20 protein-coding genes, 5 tRNA genes, 3 rRNA genes and 1 pseudogene are annotated in these 25,012 nt (G+C 49.0%); 15 read left to right on the top strand and 14 right to left on the bottom strand.

What is annotated here, in order from left to right; translation table 11 throughout:
* The first annotated feature begins 25 nt into the window (after positions 1-25).
* From ACUHGC_RS03975 to ACUHGC_RS03950, 6 genes are all read left to right on the top strand, one after another.
* A complete protein-coding gene (locus tag ACUHGC_RS03975) occupies positions 26-259 on the top strand; it encodes a YceK/YidQ family lipoprotein (protein ID WP_446834362.1) in 234 nt (77 codons plus the stop codon).
* On the top strand, positions 256-2,274 hold the full coding sequence (gene rep / locus ACUHGC_RS03970; protein ID WP_446834361.1) for a DNA helicase Rep: 2,019 nt from the start codon (positions 256-258) through the stop codon (positions 2,272-2,274). Before ACUHGC_RS03975 ends, rep begins: the two co-directional genes overlap by 4 nt.
* A 149-nt stretch (positions 2,275-2,423) precedes the next feature.
* A tRNA-Ser gene (locus tag ACUHGC_RS03965) sits at positions 2,424-2,513 on the top strand.
* Between the two features lie 10 nt (positions 2,514-2,523).
* A tRNA-Arg gene (locus tag ACUHGC_RS03960) sits at positions 2,524-2,600 on the top strand.
* A gap of 65 nt (positions 2,601-2,665) precedes the next feature.
* Positions 2,666-2,742, top strand: a tRNA-Arg gene (locus tag ACUHGC_RS03955).
* 48 nt (positions 2,743-2,790) lie between these two features.
* On the top strand, positions 2,791-3,276 hold the full coding sequence (locus ACUHGC_RS03950) for a YchJ family protein (RefSeq protein WP_446834360.1): 486 nt from the start codon (positions 2,791-2,793) through the stop codon (positions 3,274-3,276).
* A gap of 84 nt (positions 3,277-3,360) precedes the next feature.
* Here the strand turns inward: ACUHGC_RS03950 and tpiA are convergent, their stop codons facing one another.
* The gene (gene tpiA, locus ACUHGC_RS03945) at positions 3,361-4,128 is read right to left on the bottom strand and encodes a triose-phosphate isomerase (protein WP_446834359.1); all 768 of its coding nucleotides are present in this window, start codon (positions 4,126-4,128) and stop codon (positions 3,361-3,363) included.
* A 208-nt stretch (positions 4,129-4,336) separates the two neighbouring features.
* On the opposite strand from tpiA, the gene ACUHGC_RS03940 reads away from it, so the two are divergent.
* Positions 4,337-4,768: a GNAT family N-acetyltransferase gene (locus tag ACUHGC_RS03940; protein WP_446834358.1), complete on the top strand. Its 432-nt coding sequence runs from the start codon at positions 4,337-4,339 to the stop codon at positions 4,766-4,768.
* A 37-nt stretch (positions 4,769-4,805) separates the two neighbouring features.
* Here ACUHGC_RS03940 and ACUHGC_RS03935 read toward each other — a convergent pair whose 3' ends face one another.
* From ACUHGC_RS03935 to proB, 3 genes are all read right to left on the bottom strand, one after another.
* A complete protein-coding gene (locus tag ACUHGC_RS03935) occupies positions 4,806-4,958 on the bottom strand; it encodes a hypothetical protein (RefSeq protein ID WP_446834357.1) in 153 nt (50 codons plus the stop codon).
* Between the two features lie 56 nt (positions 4,959-5,014).
* Complete coding sequence (gene proA, locus ACUHGC_RS03930) at positions 5,015-6,277, bottom strand: glutamate-5-semialdehyde dehydrogenase (protein WP_446834356.1); 1,263 nt, start codon at positions 6,275-6,277, stop codon at positions 5,015-5,017.
* Between the two features lie 99 nt (positions 6,278-6,376).
* Positions 6,377-7,513 (bottom strand): glutamate 5-kinase, encoded by a 1,137-nt coding sequence (gene proB, locus ACUHGC_RS03925; RefSeq protein WP_446834355.1) that lies wholly within the window; start codon positions 7,511-7,513, stop codon positions 6,377-6,379.
* A 116-nt stretch (positions 7,514-7,629) separates the two neighbouring features.
* Here proB and ACUHGC_RS03920 point away from each other — a divergent pair.
* The 3 genes and pseudogenes from ACUHGC_RS03920 to folA form a co-directional block, all read left to right on the top strand.
* A pseudogene (locus tag ACUHGC_RS03920) lies at positions 7,630-8,415 on the top strand (threonine/serine ThrE exporter family protein); the annotation flags it as partial.
* Positions 8,416-8,421: 6 nt separating this feature from the next.
* Positions 8,422-8,889: a threonine/serine exporter family protein gene (locus tag ACUHGC_RS03915; RefSeq protein ID WP_446834831.1), complete on the top strand. Its 468-nt coding sequence runs from the start codon at positions 8,422-8,424 to the stop codon at positions 8,887-8,889.
* 18 nt (positions 8,890-8,907) lie between these two features.
* Positions 8,908-9,393 (top strand): type 3 dihydrofolate reductase, encoded by a 486-nt coding sequence (folA, locus tag ACUHGC_RS03910; RefSeq protein ID WP_446834354.1) that lies wholly within the window; start codon positions 8,908-8,910, stop codon positions 9,391-9,393.
* Positions 9,394-9,451: 58 nt separating this feature from the next.
* On the opposite strand, the gene efp is transcribed toward folA, so the two are convergent.
* Positions 9,452-10,018 (bottom strand): elongation factor P, encoded by a 567-nt coding sequence (efp, locus tag ACUHGC_RS03905; protein ID WP_446834353.1) that lies wholly within the window; start codon positions 10,016-10,018, stop codon positions 9,452-9,454.
* Positions 10,019-10,085: 67 nt separating this feature from the next.
* On the opposite strand from efp, the gene epmB reads away from it, so the two are divergent.
* The 3 genes from epmB (at position 10,086) to ACUHGC_RS03890 (ending at position 12,842) form a co-directional block, all read left to right on the top strand.
* The gene (gene epmB, locus ACUHGC_RS03900; protein ID WP_446834352.1) at positions 10,086-11,138 is read left to right on the top strand and encodes an EF-P beta-lysylation protein EpmB; all 1,053 of its coding nucleotides are present in this window, start codon (positions 10,086-10,088) and stop codon (positions 11,136-11,138) included.
* A gap of 94 nt (positions 11,139-11,232) precedes the next feature.
* Positions 11,233-12,369 carry a LysM-like peptidoglycan-binding domain-containing protein gene (locus ACUHGC_RS03895; protein WP_446834351.1) on the top strand — a complete coding sequence of 379 codons (1,137 nt, stop codon included), beginning with the start codon at positions 11,233-11,235 and terminating at the stop codon, positions 12,367-12,369.
* 68 nt (positions 12,370-12,437) lie between these two features.
* Entirely contained in the window at positions 12,438-12,842 is a 405-nt protein-coding gene (locus ACUHGC_RS03890) for an MliC family protein (protein ID WP_446834350.1), read from the top strand.
* Between the two features lie 47 nt (positions 12,843-12,889).
* On the opposite strand, the gene ACUHGC_RS03885 is transcribed toward ACUHGC_RS03890, so the two are convergent.
* Positions 12,890-13,753, bottom strand: coding sequence for a YicC/YloC family endoribonuclease (locus ACUHGC_RS03885; RefSeq protein WP_446834349.1), 864 nt, complete (start codon positions 13,751-13,753; stop codon positions 12,890-12,892).
* A 128-nt stretch (positions 13,754-13,881) separates the two neighbouring features.
* Here ACUHGC_RS03885 and rph point away from each other — a divergent pair, with 128 nt between their 5' ends.
* Together rph and pyrE are read left to right on the top strand one after the other, a co-directional pair.
* Complete coding sequence (gene rph / locus ACUHGC_RS03880; RefSeq protein ID WP_446834348.1) at positions 13,882-14,601, top strand: ribonuclease PH; 720 nt, start codon at positions 13,882-13,884, stop codon at positions 14,599-14,601.
* A gap of 10 nt (positions 14,602-14,611) precedes the next feature.
* Positions 14,612-15,253, top strand: coding sequence for an orotate phosphoribosyltransferase (gene pyrE, locus ACUHGC_RS03875; protein ID WP_446834347.1), 642 nt, complete (start codon positions 14,612-14,614; stop codon positions 15,251-15,253).
* Positions 15,254-15,666: 413 nt separating this feature from the next.
* Here pyrE and rrf read toward each other — a convergent pair.
* The 8 genes from rrf to recG form a co-directional block, all read right to left on the bottom strand.
* Positions 15,667-15,782: ribosomal RNA gene (gene rrf / locus ACUHGC_RS03870) — 5S ribosomal RNA — on the bottom strand.
* A gap of 173 nt (positions 15,783-15,955) precedes the next feature.
* A 23S ribosomal RNA gene (locus tag ACUHGC_RS03865) occupies positions 15,956-18,961 on the bottom strand.
* A 322-nt stretch (positions 18,962-19,283) separates the two neighbouring features.
* Positions 19,284-19,359: transfer RNA gene (locus ACUHGC_RS03860), tRNA-Ala, on the bottom strand.
* A gap of 127 nt (positions 19,360-19,486) precedes the next feature.
* Positions 19,487-19,563 (bottom strand) — tRNA-Ile (locus ACUHGC_RS03855).
* Positions 19,564-19,631: 68 nt separating this feature from the next.
* Positions 19,632-21,172, bottom strand: a 16S ribosomal RNA gene (locus tag ACUHGC_RS03850).
* The 16S, 23S and 5S rRNA genes sit together here with 2 tRNA genes alongside, the layout of an rRNA operon.
* 412 nt (positions 21,173-21,584) lie before the next feature.
* Complete coding sequence (gene murI / locus ACUHGC_RS03845; protein WP_446834346.1) at positions 21,585-22,424, bottom strand: glutamate racemase; 840 nt, start codon at positions 22,422-22,424, stop codon at positions 21,585-21,587.
* A complete protein-coding gene (locus ACUHGC_RS03840; protein WP_446834345.1) occupies positions 22,421-22,933 on the bottom strand; it encodes a chorismate--pyruvate lyase family protein in 513 nt (170 codons plus the stop codon). Before ACUHGC_RS03840 ends, murI begins: the two co-directional genes overlap by 4 nt.
* Positions 22,926-25,007, bottom strand: coding sequence for an ATP-dependent DNA helicase RecG (recG, locus tag ACUHGC_RS03835; RefSeq protein WP_446834344.1), 2,082 nt, complete (start codon positions 25,005-25,007; stop codon positions 22,926-22,928). Before recG ends, ACUHGC_RS03840 begins: the two co-directional genes overlap by 8 nt.
* Positions 25,008-25,012 lie beyond the last annotated feature (5 nt).

Here is a 25,012-nt window from a genome sequence, read left to right as displayed (position 1 = left end):
CCACATTTCTCTTGGCGTGAACGTTATGTATAAACCGCTTTTTATTTTTTTACTTGGCTGGCTATTGAGTGGCTGCGGCACGATTGTAGCGCTGATTAACCCAAGCACGCCCTACTCTGCCTATGCAGGGGTGAAATATGATTACCGCATGGCGCAGCAATGGGGCTTGCCGATTTTGGATTTGCCGTTATCGTTTATTCTCGATACCGCACTTTTGCCTTATGCGTTAACCCAAGCCTCGCCACAGGACGCACCATGAAACTCAATCCACAACAACAAAATGCCGTTGAATATGCCGATGGCCCTTGCCTTGTGCTGGCGGGCGCAGGTTCAGGCAAAACACGGGTGATCATCAATAAAATCGCTCATCTAATCGACAAGTGCGGTTATCAGCCGAAAAATATTGCGGCGGTGACGTTCACCAATAAAGCCGCGCGTGAAATGAAAGAGCGGGTAGCGCATTCGATTGGCAAACAGGCGAGCAAAGGGCTGATTGTCTCCACGTTCCACACCCTTGGTTTTGATATCATCAAACGTGAATATCGGCATTTGGGTTATAAATCGAATATCACGTTGTTTGATCAACACGATCAACTTGCCCTGTTAAAAGATCTGACCGAGCCATATCTGAAAGGTGATAAAGATCTACTGAATCAATTGCTGAATACCATTTCCAACTGGAAAAACGATCTGATTTTACCGGAACGGGCGAAAGGGATTGCCGACGGGCAGAAAGAGATTTTGTTTGCGCTGTGCTATGAGCAGTATTACAACCAAGTTCGTTCCTATAACGCATTGGATTTTGACGATCTGATCATGCTGCCGACGCTGCTGTTTCAACAATACCCCGAAGTGCGGTTGCGCTGGCAGGAGAAGATCCGCTATCTGCTGGTCGATGAATACCAAGATACCAACACCAGCCAATATGAATTGATTAAACTGTTGGTCGGCGAGCGCGCCTGCTTTACCGTGGTGGGCGATGACGATCAATCGATTTACTCGTGGCGCGGCGCACGTCCGCAAAATATGATTCGCCTGCGCGACGATTTCCCGATGCTGAACGTGATTAAACTGGAACAGAATTACCGCTCCACCGAACGCATTTTGCATGCGGCCAATATTTTGATCGATAACAACGATCATGTATTTGAGAAAAAGCTGTTTTCCAACTTAGGGCAAGGCGAAAAGCTGAATATTATTGAAGCCAAAAACGAGGAGCATGAAGTCGAGCGCGTAGTAGCTGAGCTAGTGGCGCACCGCTTCTTACGCCGCAGCCGCTACCGTGATTATGCGATTTTATACCGTGGCAACCATCAATCACGTTTGTTGGAAAAAATGCTGATGCAAAACCGTATTCCGTACAAAATTTCAGGCGGCACCTCATTTTTCTCGCGCGCAGAAATCAAAGATATGATGGCGTATCTGCGTTTAGCGGTGAACCAAGATGATGATGCCGCCTTTTTGCGGATCGTGAACACCCCGAAGCGCGAAATCGGCACTGCCACGCTGGAAAAACTGGGACAGTTGGCGCAAGAGAAACATATCAGTCTGTTTGCGGCAATTTTTGAATTTGAGCTGATTCAACGCCTGCCGCCACGCGGCTATCAAGCGTTGCAAAATTTTGCCCGCTGGATTGTGGAACTGAATGATCAGGCAACTCGCAGCGACGCTGAAAGTGCGGTGCGCGAGATGCTTTCCGCGCTGCAATATCAAGAGTATTTGTTTGAACACGCCACCAGTCCGAAACAGGCGGAAATGCAGAGCAAAAACGTGGCAACGCTGTTTGAGTGGGTCGCCGAAATGCTGCGCGGTGATGACTATAACGACGCGATGAGCTTAAACCAAGTGGTCACCCGCCTCACGCTGCGCGATATGCTGGAACGCGGCGAAGAGGACGACGAAAGTGATCAAGTACAATTGATGACACTACACGCCTCAAAAGGGTTGGAATTTCCGTATGTGTATTTGATCGGCATGGAGGAAGGCATTTTGCCGCACCAAACCAGCATTGACGAAGACAATGTGGAAGAGGAGCGCCGTTTGGCGTATGTCGGCATCACCCGCGCACAGCAAGAACTCACTTTTTCACTATGCAAAGAACGGCGCCAATACGGTGAACTGATTCGCCCCGAGCCAAGCCGTTTTTTATTGGAACTGCCGCAAGATGATCTGCAATGGGAACGCGACAAACCGCCATTAACCGAAGTGCAGATCGAACTGAAAACCAGCAATCACGTTTCCAATTTGAAAGCGATGTTAAAGCGCAAAAGCTAATTCGTGTTTGATTTTTGGCAGCCTTGCTTGGCAAAAGTGCTTGCAAATCAAGCAAACGAATGGCGATTCGCATGAAAAGTGCGGTTTCAACAAAAAAAGCAATTGACATATTTTCCGAAAACCGTATCATGTGCGCTCAAACCGATTGCGGTGAGATGGCCGAGAGGCTGAAGGCGCACCCCTGCTAAGGGTGTATACGGGAAACTGTATCGAGGGTTCGAATCCCTCTCTCACCGCCATTTGTTCTGCGCATCCGTAGCTCAGCTGGATAGAGTACTCGGCTACGAACCGAGCGGTCAGAGGTTCGAATCCTCTCGGATGCGCCATTTTAATGCTTACTCTCATTAAAATGTAAAAAGAATAAATGACAGGTTAATGAAATCAAAACGACGCATCCGTAGCTCAGCTGGATAGAGTACTCGGCTACGAACCGAGCGGTCAGAGGTTCGAATCCTCTCGGATGCGCCATTTCATCTTTCTTCTCTCAATTCATTCATCAGTATATTCCCTTTTATCATGTCGATAACGCTTGAAACCGTTTCACTTTGTCCTTGTCAATCTGGCAAACAGTATGCCGATTGTTGCGCGCCCTTACACCAAGCCAACACTTTTGCCAGCAGCGCAGAACAATTGATGCGCTCACGTTATGCCGCTTATGTGTTGCAACAAATCGACTACTTAGTACAAACCACCGTGCCGGCACAACAACCGCAGTTGCAAATTGACGCGATGCAACGTTGGAGCGCAAGCACCGCATGGGGCGGATTAACGATCTTACACCACATTCCAAAAATCGGTAAAAGACACGCACAGGTGGAATTTAATGCCTATTTTCGCCATGCCAACGAACGCAAACAGCACCACGAGCTGTCCACCTTTGTGCGGATTGGTGAGCGTTGGTATTTCCTCGATCCAACCACCCCACGTCCCAGCATGAAGCAGCCTTGCGTTTGCGGCTCAGGCAAAAAGTTTAAACAATGTTGTGCGGTGTTTTTGGATTGATACCGCACTTATGCCCAAGTAACAAAAAAACCGAATCACTGCGAACAGGATTCGGTTTTTGCTTAAAGTGCGGTTAACGCAAAATTAGTTTTTGGCTTTTTCCGCCGCTTTTACAATCACCGCAAAGGCTGCGGCTTTCAGTGATGCGCCGCCGACTAATGCGCCGTCGATGTCCGGTTGCGTGAATAGCTCTGCCGCATTCGCGTCGTTCACTGAGCCGCCGTATTGCAGAATCACTTGATCCGCAACCGCTTGATCTTGTTTTGCGATGTGATCACGAATGAATTTGTGCACCGCTTGTGCTTGTGCAGGAGTGGCGGATTTGCCGGTACCGATTGCCCAAACCGGCTCATAGGCAATCACCGCGCCGTTGAAGGCTTCTGCACCCAAGCTGTTTAACACCGCATCAATTTGACGTGCGCACACCGCTTCGGTTTCGCCCGCTTCGTTTTCCGCTTCGGTTTCACCGATACACAACACTGGGATCAGACCCGCTACTTTTAACGCTGCGAATTTTTTGGCGACAAATTCATCACACTCTTTGTGATAAGTGCGGCGCTCGGAGTGCCCGATAATAATGTATTTTGCGCCGAAATCTTTCAGCATATCGGTTGAAATATCACCGGTATACGCGCCGGAAACATTCACGTCCACGTTTTGTGAACCTAACACAATGTTGCTGCCTTGCAATGCCGCTTCCGCTTCTGCCAGATACATCACCGGCGGCGCAATTGCAACATCACAGCCTTTCACTTCTGCCAGTTCCGCTTTCAGACCGGCGATTAATTCGCGAGTCATTGCTTTGCTGCCGTTTAATTTCCAGTTACCCATCACTAAAGGACGACGTGCCATCTTTCTCTCCTTGTTTGCGCATTCTATCGGCGCTTGGTTAATTAATAAAAATTTTCCCCACTATAACAAAACTTATTTGGAATTGCTTTTTTCCGTTCAAAAAATTTTGGAATTTTTACTTTTTTGTCGTTTTTTCTTTAACAACAGATGATTATTGCTTATAAAAACGCTACAATTCGCTCAATAATTGATTAAGAGGCAATCAGATATGCGGATATTTAAAGCTGAATTATGGAATCTTGAGCTCATTTTGCCCCTGTTTGAGCAATACCGCCGCGAGCAGGGCATGGGTGAGAATCCGGAAAGATCGCTAGCCTTTCTGGCGAATCGGATCCGTTTCAGCGAAAGTATCGTATTTATTGCAGTGAATGATCAGCAAGCGGTCGGTTTTGTGCAGCTTTACCCGCGGTTATCCTCACTCAGGCTACAACGCTACTGGCAGCTGACTGATCTGTTCGTCAGCCAAATCCCAAATCAACAAGAGATTCAGCGTGAGTTACTGCGCAAAAGCCGCGAGTTCGTCAGCTTCACCCAAAGCAATCTGTTGGTGGTGGAAGCCGCCCAAAGCCAGCGTGATTTTTGGCAGGCTCAGGGCTTTAACTTGAATTCGAATAAAGGCGTGTTTGAAGTGCGGTTGTAAAATAAACCAAATTTAGCTAACCCGAATAAGATCGCTCTTATGCAGATCTTTTAATTTGCTGATGATTATTCAGCAATGCCTGACGAGCAAAATTTACCGCTTCCTGCCATGATGCCGTTTTCTTTTCCGCAATATCTTTTCTACCTTTTGCCACTTTTTCATTCAAGTAGCGTTTATAAGACGAATTCATATCTCCACCTCCGTAACAATTTACTGAGCAGTCTAGCATAAAATCTAATATGCCGTTTATTTTCTACTCAAATAATCCCCACTACAAACCCATTTATAAGTTGTGAGTGCTTCTAATCCCATTGGGCCGCGAGCGTGCAGTTTTTGGGTGCTGACCGCCACTTCTGCGCCTAAGCCGAATTGTGCGCCGTCGGTGAAACGGGTGCTGGCGTTAACGTAAACGGTTGCAGAATCCACTTGATTGACGAACTGGCGCGCCAACGCTTGGGATTCGGTCAGAATGCCGTCGGAATGGTGGCTGCCGTATTCCCGAATATGCGAAATCGCGTGATCAATATCATCAACCACCACCACATTCACATCGTTACACAGCGCTTCACGCCGCAACTGCTCATCACCGACCGCACTTGCCTCCGCGCCCGCTTGCTGTAACAGCGGCAATGCTTGCGGATCGGCGAAGTAATGCACCTTTTTATCGGCTAACTGCTTCACCAATTGCGGAATAAACTGTTCGGCAATGCTGCGTTGCAGCAATAAAGTTTCCAGCGAGTTACAGGCGCTCGGGCGCTGGGTTTTGGCGTTGTCAATCAGCGTCAGCGCACGTTGCAGATCCGCACTTTGCTCGACGAAAATATGGCAAATGCCGATGCCGCCGACAATCACCGGAATGGTGGAATTTTCTTTACACAGTTGGTGCACCCCTGCGCCGCCACGCGGAATGATCATGTCGACATAACGATCCAGCTTCAGCAGTTGCATCACCAAAGTGCGCTCAGGATCGATAATCGCCTGCACCGCCTCGGCTGGCAAGTTCGCTTGTTGCAAGGCGCCTTGTACCACTTGCAGTAGCACTTGGTTGGTGTGTCGTGTCTCTTTGCCGCCGCGCAAAATCACGGCATTGCCGGTTTTTAAGCATAATGAGGCGACATCAATGGTAACATTCGGACGGGCTTCATAAATCGTTGCCACCACGCCCAACGGCACCCGCACGCGCTGAATCGACAAACCGCTGTCGAGCGTGCCGCCGTCGATCAATTTGCCGACCGGATCCGCCAGCGAAATCACATGACGCACATCATTGGCAATGCCGCGCAGCCGTTCCGGCGTGAGCAGTAGGCGATCAATAATCGCCGGACTGATGCCTTGTGCTTCGGCGGCGGCAATATCCTGTGCATTCGCCGCTAAAATCTCGCTTTCTCTGGCTTCCAGTTGCTCGGCAATAACTTGCAGCGCCTGATTTTTTTCTGCCGTGGAGAGTTGCGCCAACACAAACGCTGCCTGTTTGGCTTTTTTGCCCATTTCAATAAGATCGATTGTCATCATTACACCTTAATTTGCTCTGAAATTACACCAAGTGCGGTTGCGCCCGAACCGCACTTTGTTTTTTTGATTATGGATAAATCCCTATCCGTTTAGAGGTTACAGCACAACCAAATCGTCGCGATGAATCGCCACCGAGCCGTACTCATAGCCCAAGGTGGCGGCAATCTCAGCAGATTTTTTGCCTTTGATCAGCTCCAGCGCGTCGCTGTTATAACTCGCGACCCCGATCGCAATGTCTTTGCCTTGCTGCGTGCGAATCCGCACCACTTCACCGCGCGAGAAACGCCCTTCGATCCGCACGATGCCTGCTGGCAGCAGCGAGCGGTGTTTTTCTAAAACCGCACTTTCCGCCCCGCTATCCACCAGCAGCACGCCCGCCGACGGTGCGGCAAACAGCCACTGTTTGCGACTTTGCAATGGCGAAAGCAACGCGTTGAATTTAGTGCCGATCGCTTCGCCGTGCGCCAGATCGACAATCACATTGTGTGCGCTGCCGGGGGCGATGATGGTTTCAATCCCGGAACGGGTAGCGATGTCGGCGGCGGTGATTTTGGTGCTCATGCCACCGGTTCCCAAACCGGAAACACTGCCGCCGGCAATGGCGCGGATATGATCAGTAATCTTATCCACACACGGAATTAGCTTCGCATTCGGGTTCGCACGCGGATCGCTGTCGAACAGCCCTTGCTGATCGGTCAGCAGGTACAGCTGATCGGCATTGGCTAAAATCGCCGCCAGCGCCGATAAATTATCGTTATCGCCGACTTTAATTTCCGCCGTTGCCACCGCGTCATTCTCGTTGATAATCGGAATAATTCGGTTATCCAGCAGCGCGTTTAAGGTGTCGCGCGCATTCAGAAAACGTTCGCGATCTTCCACATCGGCACGGGTCAGCAGCATTTGCCCGATATAAATATCATAAATTTCAAAAAGTTGTTCCCAAGTTCGAATCAACTGGCTCTGCCCGACCGCCGCCAACAGCTGCTTTGAGGCGATGGTTGGCGGCAACTGCGGGTGGTTCAAATAGTGCCGCCCCGCCGCCATTGCACCGGAAGTGACGATCACCACCCGATAGCCCTCTTGCTGCAACTGCGCGCATTGGCGCACGATATTCAACATATGCGGACGATTCAGTTTCGGTGAGCCTTGGGTCAGCACACTGGTGCCGAATTTCAACACAATGGTTTTTTGCTGTTTAGTTTCAACTAACTCGGATTGCGCGTTTTTTTGCATAATTCTTGATCTAAAATAAAGATGAAAATGAATGTTACGTTACCATTAATCGTCAGAAAAATCATGCAATAAAATTGCGTTTGCGCGCGCCTGATTCAGCCTTATTCGGAGACGTTATGACAACAGCAGATTCCGCCTTGAGCCATGCGGAACAACAAGAAATTACTCGGCTTTGCGTGCATACCGCACTTTTACTGTTACAACACGGCGCCGAGAGCACCTTGGTCAGCCAAATCGCAACGCGGCTTGGCAAGGCGCTCGGGGTGGAAAGCGTCGAAGTGGCGCTCACCACCAATGCGGTGGTGCTGACCACTCTGCATCAAGGGCATTGCATCACTACCGCCCGCCGCAATCAGGATCAAGGCATTAATATGCACGTTGTCACTGAAGTGCAGCATATTGTGATCGCCGCCGAACACCGCATTTACGATAGCGCCGTGGTGCGCAAAAAACTCTACCATATCAAACCGTTAAAATATAATCGCTATTATGTATTGCTAATGGTCGGGCTGTCATGCGCCAGTTTCGCACATTTAGCAGGCGGCGACGCGTTAATCTGCCTGATCACTTTTCTTGCGGCTTGCGTGGCGATGTTCGTGCGCCAAACCCTGGCGCTGCGCCACTATAATCCGATGATCGTCTTTGCCTGCACCGCGTTTGTCGCCACCTGTATTTCCGGCTTATCGCTACGCTTTGCACTCGGCAATGATCCGCAAATTGCGATTGCTTCCAGTGTGTTGCTATTAGTACCCGGCTTTCCATTTATCAATGCGTTGTCGGATATTTTGAAGGGATACACCAATATGGGGATCGGGCGCTGGGCGCTTGCCACGGTGCTGACCTTTGGCGCCTGTATCGGGATTGTGTTTGCGTTAAGTTTACTGAACATCAGCCAATGGGGGGTTGAGATGGGATTATTACTCACGTTACTCGACGATATGGTGTTTGCCGCGATTCCGGCGGTCGGCTTTGCGCTGCTGTTTAATGTGCCGCAAAATGCACTGAAATATTGCGCCCTGCTCGGCGCAATCGGGCATGGGCTTCGCACTCTCTTATTATTGGCGTTCGATATGCCGCTGGTGTTCGCCACCTTTTTCGCCGCCGCGCTGATTGGCTTTATTGGAGTTTATTTATCCCAGCGCTACCTGGCACACCCGAAAGTGTTCACCGTTGCGGCGATTATTCCTATGATTCCGGGGGTGTTTGCGTATAAAGCGATGATTGCCGTTGTGCAGATTTATCATATCGGGTATTCTGAAACTCTATTTCAACAAGCTGTTGATAATTTTGTGAAATCCGGATTTATTCTCGGCGCTTTGGCGTTTGGGCTTGCCTTGCCGGGCTTGCTGTTTTATCGCCGCCGTCCGGTGATCTGATATTTTTAAGGGGACATCATGCAAATCAGCTTAATCGTCGCGTTCACCCAAAACCGCGTGATCGGCAAAGACAACCAAATGCCGTGGCACTTGCCGCGTGATTTAGCGTGGTTTAAGCGCAACACCTTGAATAGGCTGGTGATTATGGGGCGCAAGACTTTTGAATCGATCGGTCGCCCGTTGCCGAACCGCACCAATATCGTGTTATCGCGCAATCCGTTCGTACACCACGGCGTGCAATGGGCGGACAGCCTGCCAACCGCACTTGAGCGCTGCCGTGATGTTGAGGAAGTGATGATTATCGGCGGCGGCGAGCTGTTTAAACAAAGCCTGCCGTTAGCAGATAAACTGTATTTAACCGAAATTCAAACCGCACTTGAGGGCGATACGTTTTTTCCGCAGATTGATTTTAACCAATGGAAATTGGTGTCGGAGGAATACAGCCAAGCCGATGACAACAACCGCTATGATTGCCGATTTATGATATTAGAAAAGCAAAAATAATTGACGATAAACAAAAAATCGAGCCACAGGCTCGATTTTTTCTTCGGGTAAAATCCGATTATTTCACGCGAGAAACGTATTCTCCTGAACGGGTGTCAACGCGGATCACTTCACCAATTTGCACAAATAATGGCACTTTCACCACTGCGCCGGTGCTTAACGTGGCTGGTTTGCCGCCTGTTCCTGCGGTGTCACCTTTCAAGCCCGGATCGGTATCTACGATTTCCAGTTCAACAAAGTTCGGTGGTGTGACAGAAATCGGGCTGCCATTCCACAGTGTGACGATGCACTCGGCTTGATCCAACAACCATTTGTCGTTGTCGCCCACCGCTTTAGCGTCGGCTGACAATTGTTCAAAGGTTTCGTTGTTCATGAAATGCCAGAAATCTTCATCTTTATATAAGAAAGTCAGGTTAGTATCCATCACGTCTGCCGCTTCAACGGTTACACCTGATTTAAAGTTCACGTCTAATACTTTGCCGGAAATCAGTTTGCGGATACGGGTGCGGGTGAACGCTTGACCTTTGCCGGGTTTCACAAATTCGTTTTCTACGATTACGCAAGGCTCGCCGTCTTGCATAAATTTAAGACCCGGTTTGAAATCACTGGTAGAATAGGTTGCCATAATGTCCTCATTACTTGAAAAAAGTGAGCCAAATCGAATTAAGCTCAGGTAAAATTTTTAATAAAACTTGCGTATGATAACCCAAAACCCCCCGTTTAGAGAAGTGCCAATTCATCAACCACAGCCCGATTGGCTGAGCTGCCTTGCCGAAGCGGTTAACGACCCGGAAAAACTGTTACAACAATTGGAATTACCCAAAGTGCGGTTTGAACAAGACATTGCCGCTCGGCGGCTGTTTCCGCTACGCGTGCCGCAGCCGTTTATCGATAAAATGGAAAAGGGCAATCCGCACGATCCGCTATTTTTGCAAGTGATGTCGGCGCAGCAAGAGTTTTTGCAGGTGGAAGGCTTCAGCACCGATCCGCTTGAGGAGCAGCAAAGTGCGGTACCGAGCTTATTGCATAAATACCATAACCGTGTGTTGCTGATGGTGAAAGGCGGTTGTGCGGTGAATTGTCGCTACTGTTTCCGCCGCCATTTTCCGTATCAAGACAACAAAGGCAATAAACAAAATTGGCAGACCGCACTTGATTATATTGCGCAGCATCCGCAAATCGAGGAAGTGATTTTTTCCGGCGGCGATCCGCTGATGGCAAAAGATCACGAACTGGATTGGCTGCTGACCGCACTTGAGGCGATTGTGCATATTAAAACGGTGCGGATTCACAGCCGCTTGCCGGTGGTGATCCCGCAACGGATTACGCCCGAACTTTGTAGCCGTTTGGCGACATCACGTTTAAATGCGGTGTTAGTGACCCATATCAACCACCCCAATGAAATCGACGACACGTTAGCGGCTTACCTTGCCGACTTGCGCGCGGCAAACATCACTCTGCTGAATCAATCGGTGTTGCTGAAAGGCGTAAACGACAGCGCCACCGTGCTGAAAACCTTAAGCGATAAACTCTTCGCCGCCGGTATTTTGCCGTATTACTTGCATTTGCTCGACAAAGTACAAGGTGCGGCGCATTTCTATCTTGACGATCAACAGGCACTGGCGATTTATCGCGAATTACAAAAAATCAGTTCCGGTTACTTAGTGCCGAAACTGGCGCGCGAAATCGCCGGCGAGCCGAACAAAACCCTGCTTGGCGTGAATTTTGATAAAAATTCAAATTAATTCCAGCAAAAACAGTTTTTCTTTTGTCTAATTCCTTTAGAATAGACAGGATATTTTTATTGATAAAAACGTATTTTTACATTTGAGGTGTAGTGTGACTTCCGATAATTCACAAAAAACAGGCGACGCCGGTGCGTCGTCTAACGAACAACAAAACCAATTAAAATTTGAATTCAGCAATGTGGAGCCGATTACGCCCAAAAAACCGATTGAAGAGAAACCCTCATTTTTGGATAAGGCCAAGGGCTTTTTCCCCAAGCGTGACCACAAGGAGGACAGCGTGAACCCAAATAATCCATCACAGCCGGAACAGCCGCGCACCGAACCGAGCATTCAAACCGATGCGGAAGCCGCCGTCGCAGCAAGCGCACCTAAGGAAGCGCCGTCTGAAGTGAATGACAACGCACGTGAGCCGTTAAGCAACCGCTTGAAAAAACCGGAAACTTGGGGGCTGCTCAATCGCCTGCCAGCAAAACACCGCCGCTTATTTATCGCGCTGCTCGGGTTAATTCTGCTGTTATTGATTTTCTTCTGGCTAAAACCAAGTTCAACCACCACCGTAGATGCGTTGCAAGCGCAAAACGCCAATGCACTGCCGATTGAATTTCAGCCGCTGAACCAATCGGAAGAAGAGTTGACCAACCAAACTGCCGATGAGGGCAATGCTCTTCTGTTGCCAAACAATATCGCAACCGAAAATAATGCCGTTTCTCTGCCGGAAAGTGCGAATAACACCGCCGCGACACCAAACCAAACTGCGCCGGTTCAACAGCCACAAGCAGTCGTAGCGCCGCCAGCACAAACCACACAGGCTGCCCCGGCAAGTACCCCGCGTAGCGAGTCGATTAAGCCACAGCCAAAAGCCGCGCAAACCAGCAAACCAAGCAGCACAACCGCACCGGCAAAAGCACAGACTCAGCCTAAAGCCCCTACCGCGACAAAACCGGCAGCGCGCACCAATTCGGAAACCACTGCTTCGGCTTCCAGCCGCACATTGACCATTCCGCAAGGCGTGACGTTAATGCAGGTGTTCCGTAACAATAATCTGAACATTGCCGATGTTAACGCCATGACCAAAGCCAACGGCGGCGAAAAAGCGTTAAGCAGTTTTAAGCCGGGCGATAAAGTGACGGTTCAACTGAACGCCCAAGGACGCGTTAGCAAGCTGACGCTGCAAAACGGCAGCAGCTTCAACCGCAACAGCGACGGCAGTTATAATTATAAACAATAAATCCGCGCGCCACGCTCTTCGGAGGGTGGCGTTTTCTTTTCCGTTTCTTTTAGGATAAGGAATTTTGTATGTTAAAATCGCTTCTGCTCGGCAGCGCCGTGATCTTACTCTCCGCCTGCCAATATCTGCAACCGAGCGTAGACAAACTGCGGCCTCAAGCACAACAAAGTACTTCAGGCTCAACCGCGTCCGCCAAAATCTTGCCGACGGAAGACGTCAGCTACCGTTATCAATGTGACAATCAACTTGAAATTAAGGTGACGGTGCTCAACGCCTTAGCCATCAAGCAGCATTCTAAAAATCCGTCCATTCAGTTGACGCTGAACAATATCAAACAACACTTGCAGCCGGTGATTTCCGACAGCGGCAAGCGCTACGCCAATATTCAATGGAATTGGTGGGAGAAAAAGCAAAGTGCGGTATTAACCAACAGCCTCGGCGAAGTGATTGCCAGCGGCTGCGTGCGTGAGTAAACAAAATTTGCGGTGAGCCGTTAAGCCGCTCACCGCGCTTTCCACACCTATTCTAAATTCTGAATCTGTTCGCGCATCTGTTCGATTAATACTTTCAGTTCGACCGCAGAATTGGTCACATCGGCATTAATCGATTTTGAGGCAAGGGTGTTAGATTCGCGATTTAATTCCTGCATCATAAAATCCAGCTTGCGCCCGACGGCACCACCTTTTTTCAAAATCGCGCGGGTTTCTTTAACGTGCATCTGCAGCCGATCCAACTCTTCCGCCACATCGACCCGCTGTGCCAACAGGATCATTTCCTGCTCCAAGCGCTGCGGATCAGCCTGCAGCTGGATTTCATCAAAGCGTTGTTGTAGCTTATCGCGCTGCCATTGCAAAATTTGCGGCATCTGCGACCACACTTTGTCGGCTTCCACGCTAATCGCATCCAAACGCTGCACGATAATCGCCTGCAATTTGTCGCCTTCACGCCCGCGCATCGCGATAAACTCATCCAATAGTTGATCAAAGCCGCTCAATAAATCAATACTGATTTGATCCAAATCCTGCTCCGGCGCTTCGACCACCCCCGGATAACGCAGCACATCACTCAGATTAATCTCGCCCTCGCCCGCTTGTTGTTTCAACCATTGCAACGATTTTAACACTTGCTGTACCAACTCTTGATTAAGCTGCAGCTCAACCGCACTTTGGTTTTTCAATTCCACCCGTAAATTGCATTCGACTTTGCCGCGTGCAATCCGCTGGCGAATTTTTTCACGCAGGGTATTTTCCACACCGCGGAATTGTTCCGGCAGGCGGAAAAAATTTTCCAAATAACGCTGATTAACCGAGCGGATTTCCCATACCGCATTGCCCCAGCTTTTTTTCAATTCTAAACGCGCAAACGCAGTCATGCTGTAAATCATGTTTTTTCCTTTATTCAATGATTAAACTGCCGCTATTGTACCGATTCTTGCCTAAGCTGTCGTGTTTAAAGTGCGGTTTGGTGTTAGAATTACAGGGTTTAGTTTAATTCTGATATGGAGATTTTCCGATGCGTCCGAACGACCGCCCACTACAAGCCACTCGCCCGATTAAAATCAGCCGCCACTACACCAAACACGCCGAAGGCTCGGTGCTGGTGGAATTTGGCGATACGAAAGTGCTGTGCAATGCTTCACTGGAAAACAGCGTTCCGCGCTTTTTAAAAGGTCAGGGGCAAGGCTGGATCACCGCCGAATATGGAATGCTGCCGCGCTCAACCAACGTGCGAATGCAGCGTGAAGCCGCGCGTGGCAAACAAGGCGGTCGCACCTTGGAAATCCAACGCTTAATCGGCCGCTCGTTGCGTGCAATGATCGATTTGACCGCACTTGGCGAACGTACCATCACCGTGGATTGCGATGTAATCCAAGCCGATGGCGGCACTCGCACTGCAGCGATTAGCGGTGCGTGTGTAGCGGTGATCGATGCGGTCAATACGCTATTGGCAAATGGAGAGCTAAAAACGAATCCGATTAAAGGACTGGTTGCCGCTATTTCGGTCGGTATCGTCAATGGCACTGCGGTGTGTGATTTGGAATATGTGGAAGATTCCGCCGCCGAAACCGATATGAACGTGGTAATGGCGGAAGACGGACGCATGATTGAAGTGCAAGGCACTGCCGAGGGCGAGCCGTTCAGCCATGAAGAACTGCTCACCCTATTGGCCTTGGCAAAAGGCGGGATTGAGCAGATCTTTGCGGTGCAGCGTCAGGCTCTAAATGCGGAGTAAGGGATCAGTTATGCAAGATTACAAACAACACTTTATTGAATTCGCGCTAAGTCGCAAGGTGCTAAAATTCGGCGAATTTACCCTCAAATCAGGGCGTATCAGCCCCTATTTTTTCAATGCCGGACTGTTTAACACCGGTAAAGACTTAGCGCGCCTAGGGGAGTTTTATGCCGCGGCGATCCAAGCGACAGCATTGGAATACGACGTAATTTTCGGACCCGCCTACAAAGGCATTCCGATTGCCACCACGGTTTCGGTTGCCCTGGCAAACCAATTTGATTGTGACAAGCCGGTCTGTTTTAACCGCAAAGAAGCCAAAGATCACGGTGAGGGCGGTAATTTAATCGGCAGCCCGCTACAAGGCAAGGTGCTGTTGGTGGACGATGTAATCACCGCCGGAACGGCGATCCGCGAATCAATGCAACTCATCGAAGCTAATGAGGCTGAATTAAGTGCGGTCATGATCGCCCTCAACCGCCAAGAACGCGGCAAAGGCGAATTGTCTGCCATTCAAGAAGTGGAACGTGATCACGGCTGCCAAGTACTCTCGATCATCACTCTCGACGATCTGCTGCAATTCTTAACAACAAGCCCGAACTATCAGCAATATCTACCCGCTATGCGTGCCTACCAACAGCAGTATGGGATCTAATTATCCACGCATCTACGCTCATATAGCTTTTTCGAATTAAATAAAATCTAATAAAATTTAATTTTTATTAGATTTTATTTGTATTTTTTAACATTAAAAATCTTGATTTATTGTATTTATACCTATATAAATAACCCATCATTGAGTTTTATTTTTTATCTTCTATTTTCGGAAAGCAACTATATGGCTATTTTTGCAATCAACAGCATTAATTGGCCTGACTAAGTTTTAGGTTGGCTAATTATAGGCAACCATTTTCGCCGCACTTTTATTTCTGGGTTTGAAGTGCGGTTTTTTTTATCTGACCACCGCACTTTTGTTATTTTTCTACGATGCCTTCTGCCTTTGCCGTTTTTTATTTCCCCAAAACAAAAACCCCTGCATCTCTCGATACAGGGGCTATCTTATATAAAATCCGGCGGTGTCCTACTCTCACATGGGGAGACCCCACACTACCATCGGCGTTACAGCATTTCACTTCTGAGTTCGGCATGGAATCAGGTGGGACTACTGCACTATCGCCGCCGGAATAATTCGGCTTGATTGTCATTTTGTTCGTTCGTACTTATCTATACTTTCGTATCTATTCTTTCGTGCGTCACGCTATTCTTTATTCGGTCACAAGCTAATCTCTTCAAAAACTCTTTCTTATCAGGTTCTCTAGTTGACTCTATCCTCAACTCAAAAACCCTTGAGCGTTGTATGGTTAAGCCTCTCGGGCAATTAGTACGGGTTAGCTCAATATATCACTACACTTACACACCCCGCCTATCTACGTCTTAGTCTTAAACAACCCTTACCGACTCTTAGTCGGGGAGAACTCATCTCAAGGCAAGTTTCGTGCTTAGATGCTTTCAGCACTTATCTCTTCCGCACGTAGCTACCCAGCAATGCTTCTGGCGAAACAACTGGAACACCAGCGGTGCGTCCACTCCGGTCCTCTCGTACTAGGAGCAGCCCCTTTCAATTCTCCAACGCCCACGGCAGATAGGGACCGAACTGTCTCACGACGTTCTAAACCCAGCTCGCGTACCACTTTAAATGGCGAACAGCCATACCCTTGGGACCTACTTCAGCCCCAGGATGTGATGAGCCGACATCGAGGTGCCAAACACCGCCGTCGATATGAACTCTTGGGCGGTATCAGCCTGTTATCCCCGGAGTACCTTTTATCCGTTGAGCGATGGCCCTTCCATTCAGAACCACCGGATCACTATGACCTGCTTTCGCACCTGCTCGACATGTCCGTCTCGCAGTCAAGCTTGCTTATACCATTGTACTAACCTCACGATGTCCGACCGTGATTAGCAAACCTTCGTACTCCTCCGTTACGCTTTGGGAGGAGACCGCCCCAGTCAAACTACCCACCAGACACTGTCCACGACCACGTTCCGCAGTCTGTGTTAGAACATCAAACCTTAAAGGGTGGTATTTCAACAACGACTCCATAACAACTGGCGTTGCTACTTCATAGTCTCCCACCTATCCTACACATCAAAATTCAATGTTCAGTGTCAAGCTATAGTAAAGGTTCACGGGGTCTTTCCGTCTAGCCGCGGGTACACCGCATCTTCACGGCGATTTCAATTTCACTGAGTCTCGGGTGGAGACAGCCTGGCCATCATTACGCCATTCGTGCAGGTCGGAACTTACCCGACAAGGAATTTCGCTACCTTAGGACCGTTATAGTTACGGCCGCCGTTTACTGGGGCTTCGATCAAATGCTCTCACATCATCAATTAACCTTCCAGCACCGGGCAGGCGTCACACCCTATACGTCCACTTTCGTGTTTGCAGAGTGCTGTGTTTTTAATAAACAGTTGCAGCCAGCTGGTATCTTCGACTGACTTCACCTCCATCCGATAAGGACTTCAATTACCATCAGCGCACCTTCTCCCGAAGTTACGGTGCTATTTTGCCTAGTTCCTTCACCCGAGTTCTCTCAAGCGCCTGAGTATTCTCTACCTGACCACCTGTGTCGGTTTTCAGTACGGTTTATTATAAGATAAGCTTAGCGGCTTTTCCTGGAAGTGTGGTATCGGCAACTTCGACTCCGTAGAGTCTCCCCATCACGCCTCTGATTTAAATGACCGGATTTGCCTAATCATCCATCCTACACGCTTGGACCGGGACTTCCGTCACCCGGCTCACTTAACCTGCTCCGTCCCCACATCGCTCTTATAACAAGTACGGGAATATTAACCCGTTTCCCATCGACTACGCTCTTCAGCCTCGCCTTAGGGGCCGACTCACCCTGCCCCGATTAACGTTGGACAGGAACCCTTGGTCTTCCGGCGAGGGGGTTTTTCACCCCCTTTATCGTTACTTATGTCAGCATTCGCACTTGTGATACGTCCAGCATACTTCTCAATACACCTTCTTCCGCTTACACAACGCTCCCCTACCCAACAGGCGTATCACTAATAATCCTTCCTCACGCCGATTCAACAGCATACCGTCTCAACGTTTAAAGGGCTTGACCAACTTACTCATTCCACTCGTAAGTTGTTAAGCTTAAGGCGTATTAGTGATACGCCTGATGCCGCAGCTTCGGTGACTAGTTTTAGCCCCGTTACATCTTCCGCGCAGGCCGACTCGACTAGTGAGCTATTACGCTTTCTTTAAATGGTGGCTGCTTCTAAGCCAACATCCTAGCTGTCTAAGCCTTCCCACTTCGTTTCCCACTTAACTAGTACTTTGGGACCTTAGCTGGCGGTCTGGGTTGTTTCCCTCTCCACGACGAACGTTAGCACCCGCCGTGTGTCTCCTAGATATTACTCTTCGGTATTCGCAGTTTGCATCGGGTTGGTAAGTCGGGATGACCCCCTAGCCGAAACAGTGCTCTACCCCCGAAGGTATTCATCTAAGGCTCTACCTAAATAGATTTCGGGGAGAACCAGCTATCTCCCGGTTTGATTGGCCTTTCACCCCCAGCCACAAGTCATCCGCTACTTTTTCAACAGTAGTCGGTTCGGTCCTCCAGTTAGTGTTACCCAACCTTCAACCTGCCCATGGCTAGATCACCGGGTTTCGGGTCTATATCATGCAACTACTCGCCCAGTTAAGACTCGGTTTCCCTTCGGCTCCCCTATTCGGTTAACCTCGCTACATAATATAAGTCGCTGACCCATTATACAAAAGGTACGCAGTCACCCCATTAAAGAGGCTCCCACTGCTTGTACGTACAGGGTTTCAGGTTCTATTTCACTCCCTTCACCAGGGTTCTTTTCGCCTTTCCCTCACGGTACTGGTTCACTATCGGTCAGTCAGGAGTATTTAGCCTTGGAGGATGGTCCCCCCATCTTCAAACAGGATTTCTCGTGTCCCGCCCTACTTGTTGTTAGCCTAGTACCACAATGGAATCTTCGGATACGGGATTATCACCCTCTACGATTGTGCTTCCCAGCACATTCTCCTAATTCCATCGCTATCACTAACGGCTCTTCCGCGTTCGCTCGCCGCTACTTACAGAATCTCGGTTGATTTCTTTTCCTCGGGGTACTGAGATGTTTCAGTTCTCCCGGTTCGCCTCAACACACTATGGATTCATGTGTTGATAGTGGGTTCTTCACCCACTGGGTTTCCCCATTCGGATATCGTGGAGTGATAGCGCTTCTTATCAACTCCTCCACGCTTTTCGCAGATTAGCACGTCCTTCTTCGCCTCTGACTGCCTAGGCATCCACCCTGCACGCTTAGTCACTTAACCATACAACCTCAAGAGTTTTCATCCCTGACGCTGTCTCAATTGACTCGTGCGTAAGTTTCCCTACGCTGACCTATCAAGTGCCTTTTATCACTCAACAAGTCCTTCGATTTCTCGATTACTCAGCTCTTACGATGTTATCTTCAATAAACTTTCATTCATCAAAAACAACTCGCTTGAGTTCTCTTCAGTTTTTAGCTTGTGTCCAAATTTTTAAAGAACAAATCAGTTTTTCAACCAATACTCAATTCTCTTACCGCACTTCGATATTACCGTGCTCGAAGAAAATTCACTATTAATCGCAAAACCTAACAACCAACAGGATTGGTGGAGCTAAGCGGGATCGAACCGCTGACCTCCTGCGTGCAAGGCAGGCGCTCTCCCAGCTGAGCTATAGCCCCTCGTCAGTCTTTTGTATTCCCTTCCGTTAGCCAATTCGCTTATTCAAAGTCATTTTAAGGTGAGAAGCGCAATGTATGTTAATACATGAGCATCGCAACCATTAAAAGGGCGCAGAATAAGTAGAATTGGTAGGCCTGAGTGGACTTGAACCACCGACCTCACCCTTATCAGGGGTGCGCTCTAACCACCTGAGCTACAAGCCTGCCGAGGAATACTCTCTTCTTTCTTATCAAACAATCTGTGTGAACACCTATACAACACATCAATCTACTAAGGAGGTGATCCAACCGCAGGTTCCCCTACGGTTACCTTGTTACGACTTCACCCCAGTCATGAATCATACCGTGGTAAACGCCCCCCCGAAGGTTAAGCTATCTACTTCTGGTACAACCCACTCCCATGGTGTGACGGGCGGTGTGTACAAGGCCCGGGAACGTATTCACCGCAACATTCTGATTTGCGATTACTAGCGATTCCGACTTCATGGAGTCGAGTTGCAGACTCCAATCCGGACTACGACGCACTTTAAGAGATTTGCTCATCATCGCTGACTCGCCACCCTCTGTATACGCCATTGTAGCACGTGTGTAGCCCTACTCGTAAGGGCCATGATGACTTGACGTCATCCCCACCTTCCTCCGGTTTATCACCGGCAGTCTCCTTTGAGTTCCCGACCGAATCGCTGGCAACAAAGGATAAGGGTTGCGCTCGTTGCGGGACTTAACCCAACATTTCACAACACGAGCTGACGACAGCCATGCAGCACCTGTCTCAGAGCTCCCGAAGGCACTCCCGTATCTCTACAGGATTCTCTGGATGTCAAGAGTAGGTAAGGTTCTTCGCGTTGCATCGAATTAAACCACATGCTCCACCGCTTGTGCGGGCCCCCGTCAATTCATTTGAGTTTTAACCTTGCGGCCGTACTCCCCAGGCGGTCGATTTAACGCGTTAGCTACAAGAGCCAGATATACACCCAACCCCTAAATCGACATCGTTTACAGCGTGGACTACCAGGGTATCTAATCCTGTTTGCTCCCCACGCTTTCGCACATGAGCGTCAGTATTTGTCCAAGGGGCCGCCTTCGCCTCCGGTATTCCTCCACATCTCTACGCATTTCACCGCTACACGTGGAATTCTACCCCTCTCTACAATACTCTAGATAAACAGTATGAAATGCAGTTCCCAAGTTAAGCTCGGGGATTTCACATCTCACTTATCTATCCGCCTGCGTGCCCTTTACGCCCAGTTATTCCGATTAACGCTCGCACCCTCCGTATTACCGCGGCTGCTGGCACGGAGTTAGCCGGTGCTTCTTCTGTGACTAACGTCAATGACTAACCCTATTAAAATTAGCCCCTTCCTCATCACCGAAAGAACTTTACAACCCGAAGGCCTTCTTCATTCACGCGGCATGGCTGCGTCAGGGTTGCCCCCATTGCGCAATATTCCCCACTGCTGCCTCCCGTAGGAGTCTGGGCCGTGTCTCAGTCCCAGTGTGACTGGTCATCCTCTCAGACCAGTTAGAGATCGCGGGCTTGGTAGGCCATTACCCCACCAACTACCTAATCTCACTTGGGTTCATCTTATGGCGCATGGCTCCGAAAAGTCCCACACTTTAATCTCTCGATACTACGCGGTATTAGCGACAGTTTCCCGTCGTTATCCCCCTCCATAAGGCAGATCCCCAAGCATTACTCACCCGTCCGCCGCTCGTCAGCAAGGAAGCAAGCTCCCCCCTGTTACCGCTCGACTTGCATGTGTTAAGCCTGCCGCCAGCGTTCAATCTGAGCCATGATCAAACTCTTCAATTCAAGTTCAATCGCTCAATGAATATCTGACCTAAAATAAATTTACTTCAGCACTCATTAAGACTTTAATATTTAAAATTTTCATACCAATGTCTTGCACAAGTGCCCACACAGATTGTCTGATAAATTGTTAAAGAACATATCCGCTATTTTTTAGCGGAAAGGATTGTTATTCTACACAATCCAGTTTTGACGTCAAGCGATTTCTTCAGTCACTTTTCGTTTCCACTTCAGCCAAGTTGCTTTCGCATTCTCGCTGTCAGTGGGTGCGCATTATAGGACGCCAATTTTTTTTGGCAAGATCTTTTTTCAAAAAAGATCATTATTTTTCTGAAAATAAGATCGGATGATAACTTCTTAAGCAAAATGGCGATTTATCGGACTTTCTGCGCTTAATAATCCAACACAGCAACCTTTAGTCTTGTACCAAATAGCGCAATTCACTAAAGCCATAGCACTGCATGATATTGTGAAAACCAAAAATATTGTTGATCGGCGCGGTGGCAAAGATCATATTTTCGCAATGAAACTGCTCCGAAGGCTCTTCATTCAGCAGCTGTTTTTCTTGCAATAAGAATTTGACCCGTTTTGCTACCGCCTCTCCCGAATCAACAAAATATTTCACATGCGGCAGGCAGAGTTTCAATTCATTTTCTAATAGCGGAAAATGGGTACAACCCCAAATCACGGTGTCCAGATTTTTCAGTGCAATCCACGGTTTTACGATATTGTGTAATCGCCCCAGATCAACCGAATCGCCGCGCATTTTCTTTTCCGCCAATTCAACTAATTCAGTCGTGCCGATTTTTTCAACGATGCAATCTGCCGCATAATTTTCGATCAACTCCTCGGTGTATGCGCGTTTGACCGTACCTTTGGTTGCCAGTAAACCGATATGTTTACTTTGCGAAACCGCAGCCGCCGGCTTGATAGCGGGCACGGTTCCGACAATGCCGATATGTGGCGGCAGTTGCTGTCGCAAGGTTGGCAGCACTACGGTGCTGGCGGTGTTACAGGCGATTACCACTAAATCGATCGGGTATTGACTAATCAATTGACTACAAATCAGCAAAGTGCGGTCAATAATTTGCTGCTCACTTTTTTCCGAGTAAGGAAAGAACGCATTATCCAAACAATAGAGATAATGATAATTAGGCAACAGCTGTTGAATTTCGCGGTACACCGTCAGCCCGCCAACACCTGAATCAAATACTAAAATAGTTGCTACTTCATTATCATTATCTTTTTTCATCATACATAACCAAAATCATCAAGAAACAGTTCCGTCACCAGCAGCCCCGACGTCGCATCGGAAAAAAGCGAACGCCTGGCTGAAAGTGTATTCAGTTTACTCCATTGTAATTCGCCGCGTGCTAATTTTTGTTCAAATAAAAATTCACCGAGCGATTTTTCGCCCAGCGTTTGTAATTGCGGGAACTGCTGGCAAAGCGCTGCCGGAATTACTGTTCTGGCAAAAACCCAGCGCTGTTGATCGCCATATAAAAAGACTTCACGAATCAGATACGCTTGATCTGGTGGCAAAACCGCACCTTCATTCGGTAATAACGCTTGCTGCCAACTTTGATTTAATAATTCCACCCGAAAGTGATGGCAATGGCGTTTGAGCTTCGCGGTAAGCGAATCTTCGCCCAGCAACCACGCTTTTTCCGCCGCACTGAGTGAATGTGTATCAGACGTTGCCGGCTGCCAGACCGCACTTTGCAATAAAGTGCGGTAATGTTGAATTTCTGAGGGTTTACGCATGGCTGTACATTGTCCGTTGATCCAACCAGCGAAGAATTAGCCCTTGCACACACTCAGGATGACGACTGATGATTTCACGCGCGTTATGCTGCACCAGCGGGATCATTTTGCGATCGCGCATCAAGTTGGCAATTTTAAATTCGGCGATGCCCGTTTGCTTGGTGCCCAGCACTTCGCCCGGCCCGCGGATTTGCAAATCCTTTTCGGCAATTACAAAGCCGTCTTGGCTGTCGCGCAGTACTTGCAGCCGCTGGCGTGAAACTTTGCCCAGTGGCGGCTTGTATAACAGTACACAATACGAATCAATGCTGCCACGCCCGACGCGCCCGCGTAGCTGATGCAACTGTGACAAGCCCAAACGTTCGGCATTTTCAATAATCATCAAACTGGCATTAGGCACATCAACACCGACTTCAATCACTGTGGTCGCCACCAATAAATTCAATTCCGCTTGCTTGAATTGCTGCATGATCGCCTGCTTCTCTTGCGGTTTCATTCGCCCGTGTACCAAGCCGATCGCCAAATTCGGCAGCGCGCGCTGCAAGTCTTGCATAATCGCTTCGGCGGCTTGCGCTTCCAGCACTTCCGACTCTTCAATTAAGGTGCACACCCAATAGGCTTGCCGATTTTCATCACTGCACGCGCGATTCACCCGCTGCACAATCTCGGCTCGCCGATCCTCCGACACCACCAGCGTCTGAATCGGCGTTCGTCCCGGCGGCAGTTCGTCAATAATGGAAGTATCCAGATCGGCATACACCGTCATCGCCAGGGTGCGTGGAATCGGGGTGGCGGTCATAATCAGTTGGTGCGGATAAATCGCATTTTTCAAGCCTTTTTCGCGCAACATCAGACGTTGATGTACGCCGAAACGGTGTTGCTCGTCAATAATCACCAACGATAAATGCTGAAACTCCACCTCGTCTTGAAACAGCGCATGGGTGCCGACAATCATCTTCACCTGACCGCACTTGATCTTTTCCAGCTCCGCTTGACGGGCTTTTCCTTTCACTTTACCGGCAAGCCAGCCGACGTCAATGCCTAGCGGTTCAAACCAACGACGGAAATTCTGCGCGTGTTGTTCCGCCAGAATTTCGGTCGGCGCCATTAACGCCACCTGAGCCTGATTGCCGATCGCAATTAAGGCTGCCAATGCCGCCACTAATGTTTTGCCTGAACCGACATCGCCCTGCACCAACCGCATCATCGGTTCAGACTGTGCCAAATCACGGCGAATATCATCAGTAACTCGCCGTTGTGCATTGGTCGGTTGAAACGGCAATTGTGCCAGAAATTGTGCTGTGAGTTCATCATTTTGCTCCAACCGCTGCGCCGCCAAGCGCTTGGTTTCTACTCGGCTTTGCTGCATTGCCAGATTATGCGCCAGTAATTCTTCATAAATCAGTCGTTGCTGCGCCGGATGCGAGCCTTGTTCCAGCTGTTCAAATGAAATGCTCGGCGGCGGGCGGTGCAAAAAGCTCAGCGCCTGTTTTAAGCTGATTTTATGCGGATTAAATTCAAGCGGCAGCAGTTCGTTAACCGGCGTGCTGTGAAGCAGTTTCAACGCCTGATCGGTTAAATTGCGAAGTGCGGTCTGGCGCAAGCCTTCGGTGGTCGGATAAATCGGGGTGAGGTTTTCTTCCAATACTAACGGCTGATCATTGCGAATAATTTGGTATTGCGGGTGATGAATTTCCACCATAAAGCGCCCGCGCTTAATTTCGCCGAAAGCCTTAACCCGCGTGCCGTTTTGCAGGCTGTTTTTCATACCGGCGTTGAAATTGAAAAAACGCAGCGCAATTTTGCTGTTGCCGTCCGACAAGGTGACACTCAGCATCGCGCGTTTGCCGAAAGTGACATCGCAACTCTGCACCACGCCTTCTACCGTGGCGTAACTGTCCGGGCGAATGTCGGCAAGCGGGGTGATTCTGGTGCGGTCTTCATAGCGGCTCGGCAGGTGAAACAGCAAATCCTGCACGTTATTAATGTTGATTTTTGCCAATTTAGCCGCAACTGCCGCCCCGACGCCGGCAAGTGTGGTCAGGGGAATCGCATCCAGCAGTTGCTCTTTCATGCCAA

The organism is Testudinibacter sp. P27/CKL/0425 (assembly GCF_052931395.1).
Note: the sequence above shows the minus strand (reverse complement) of the source record. Positions and strands in the feature narration are given on the sequence as shown.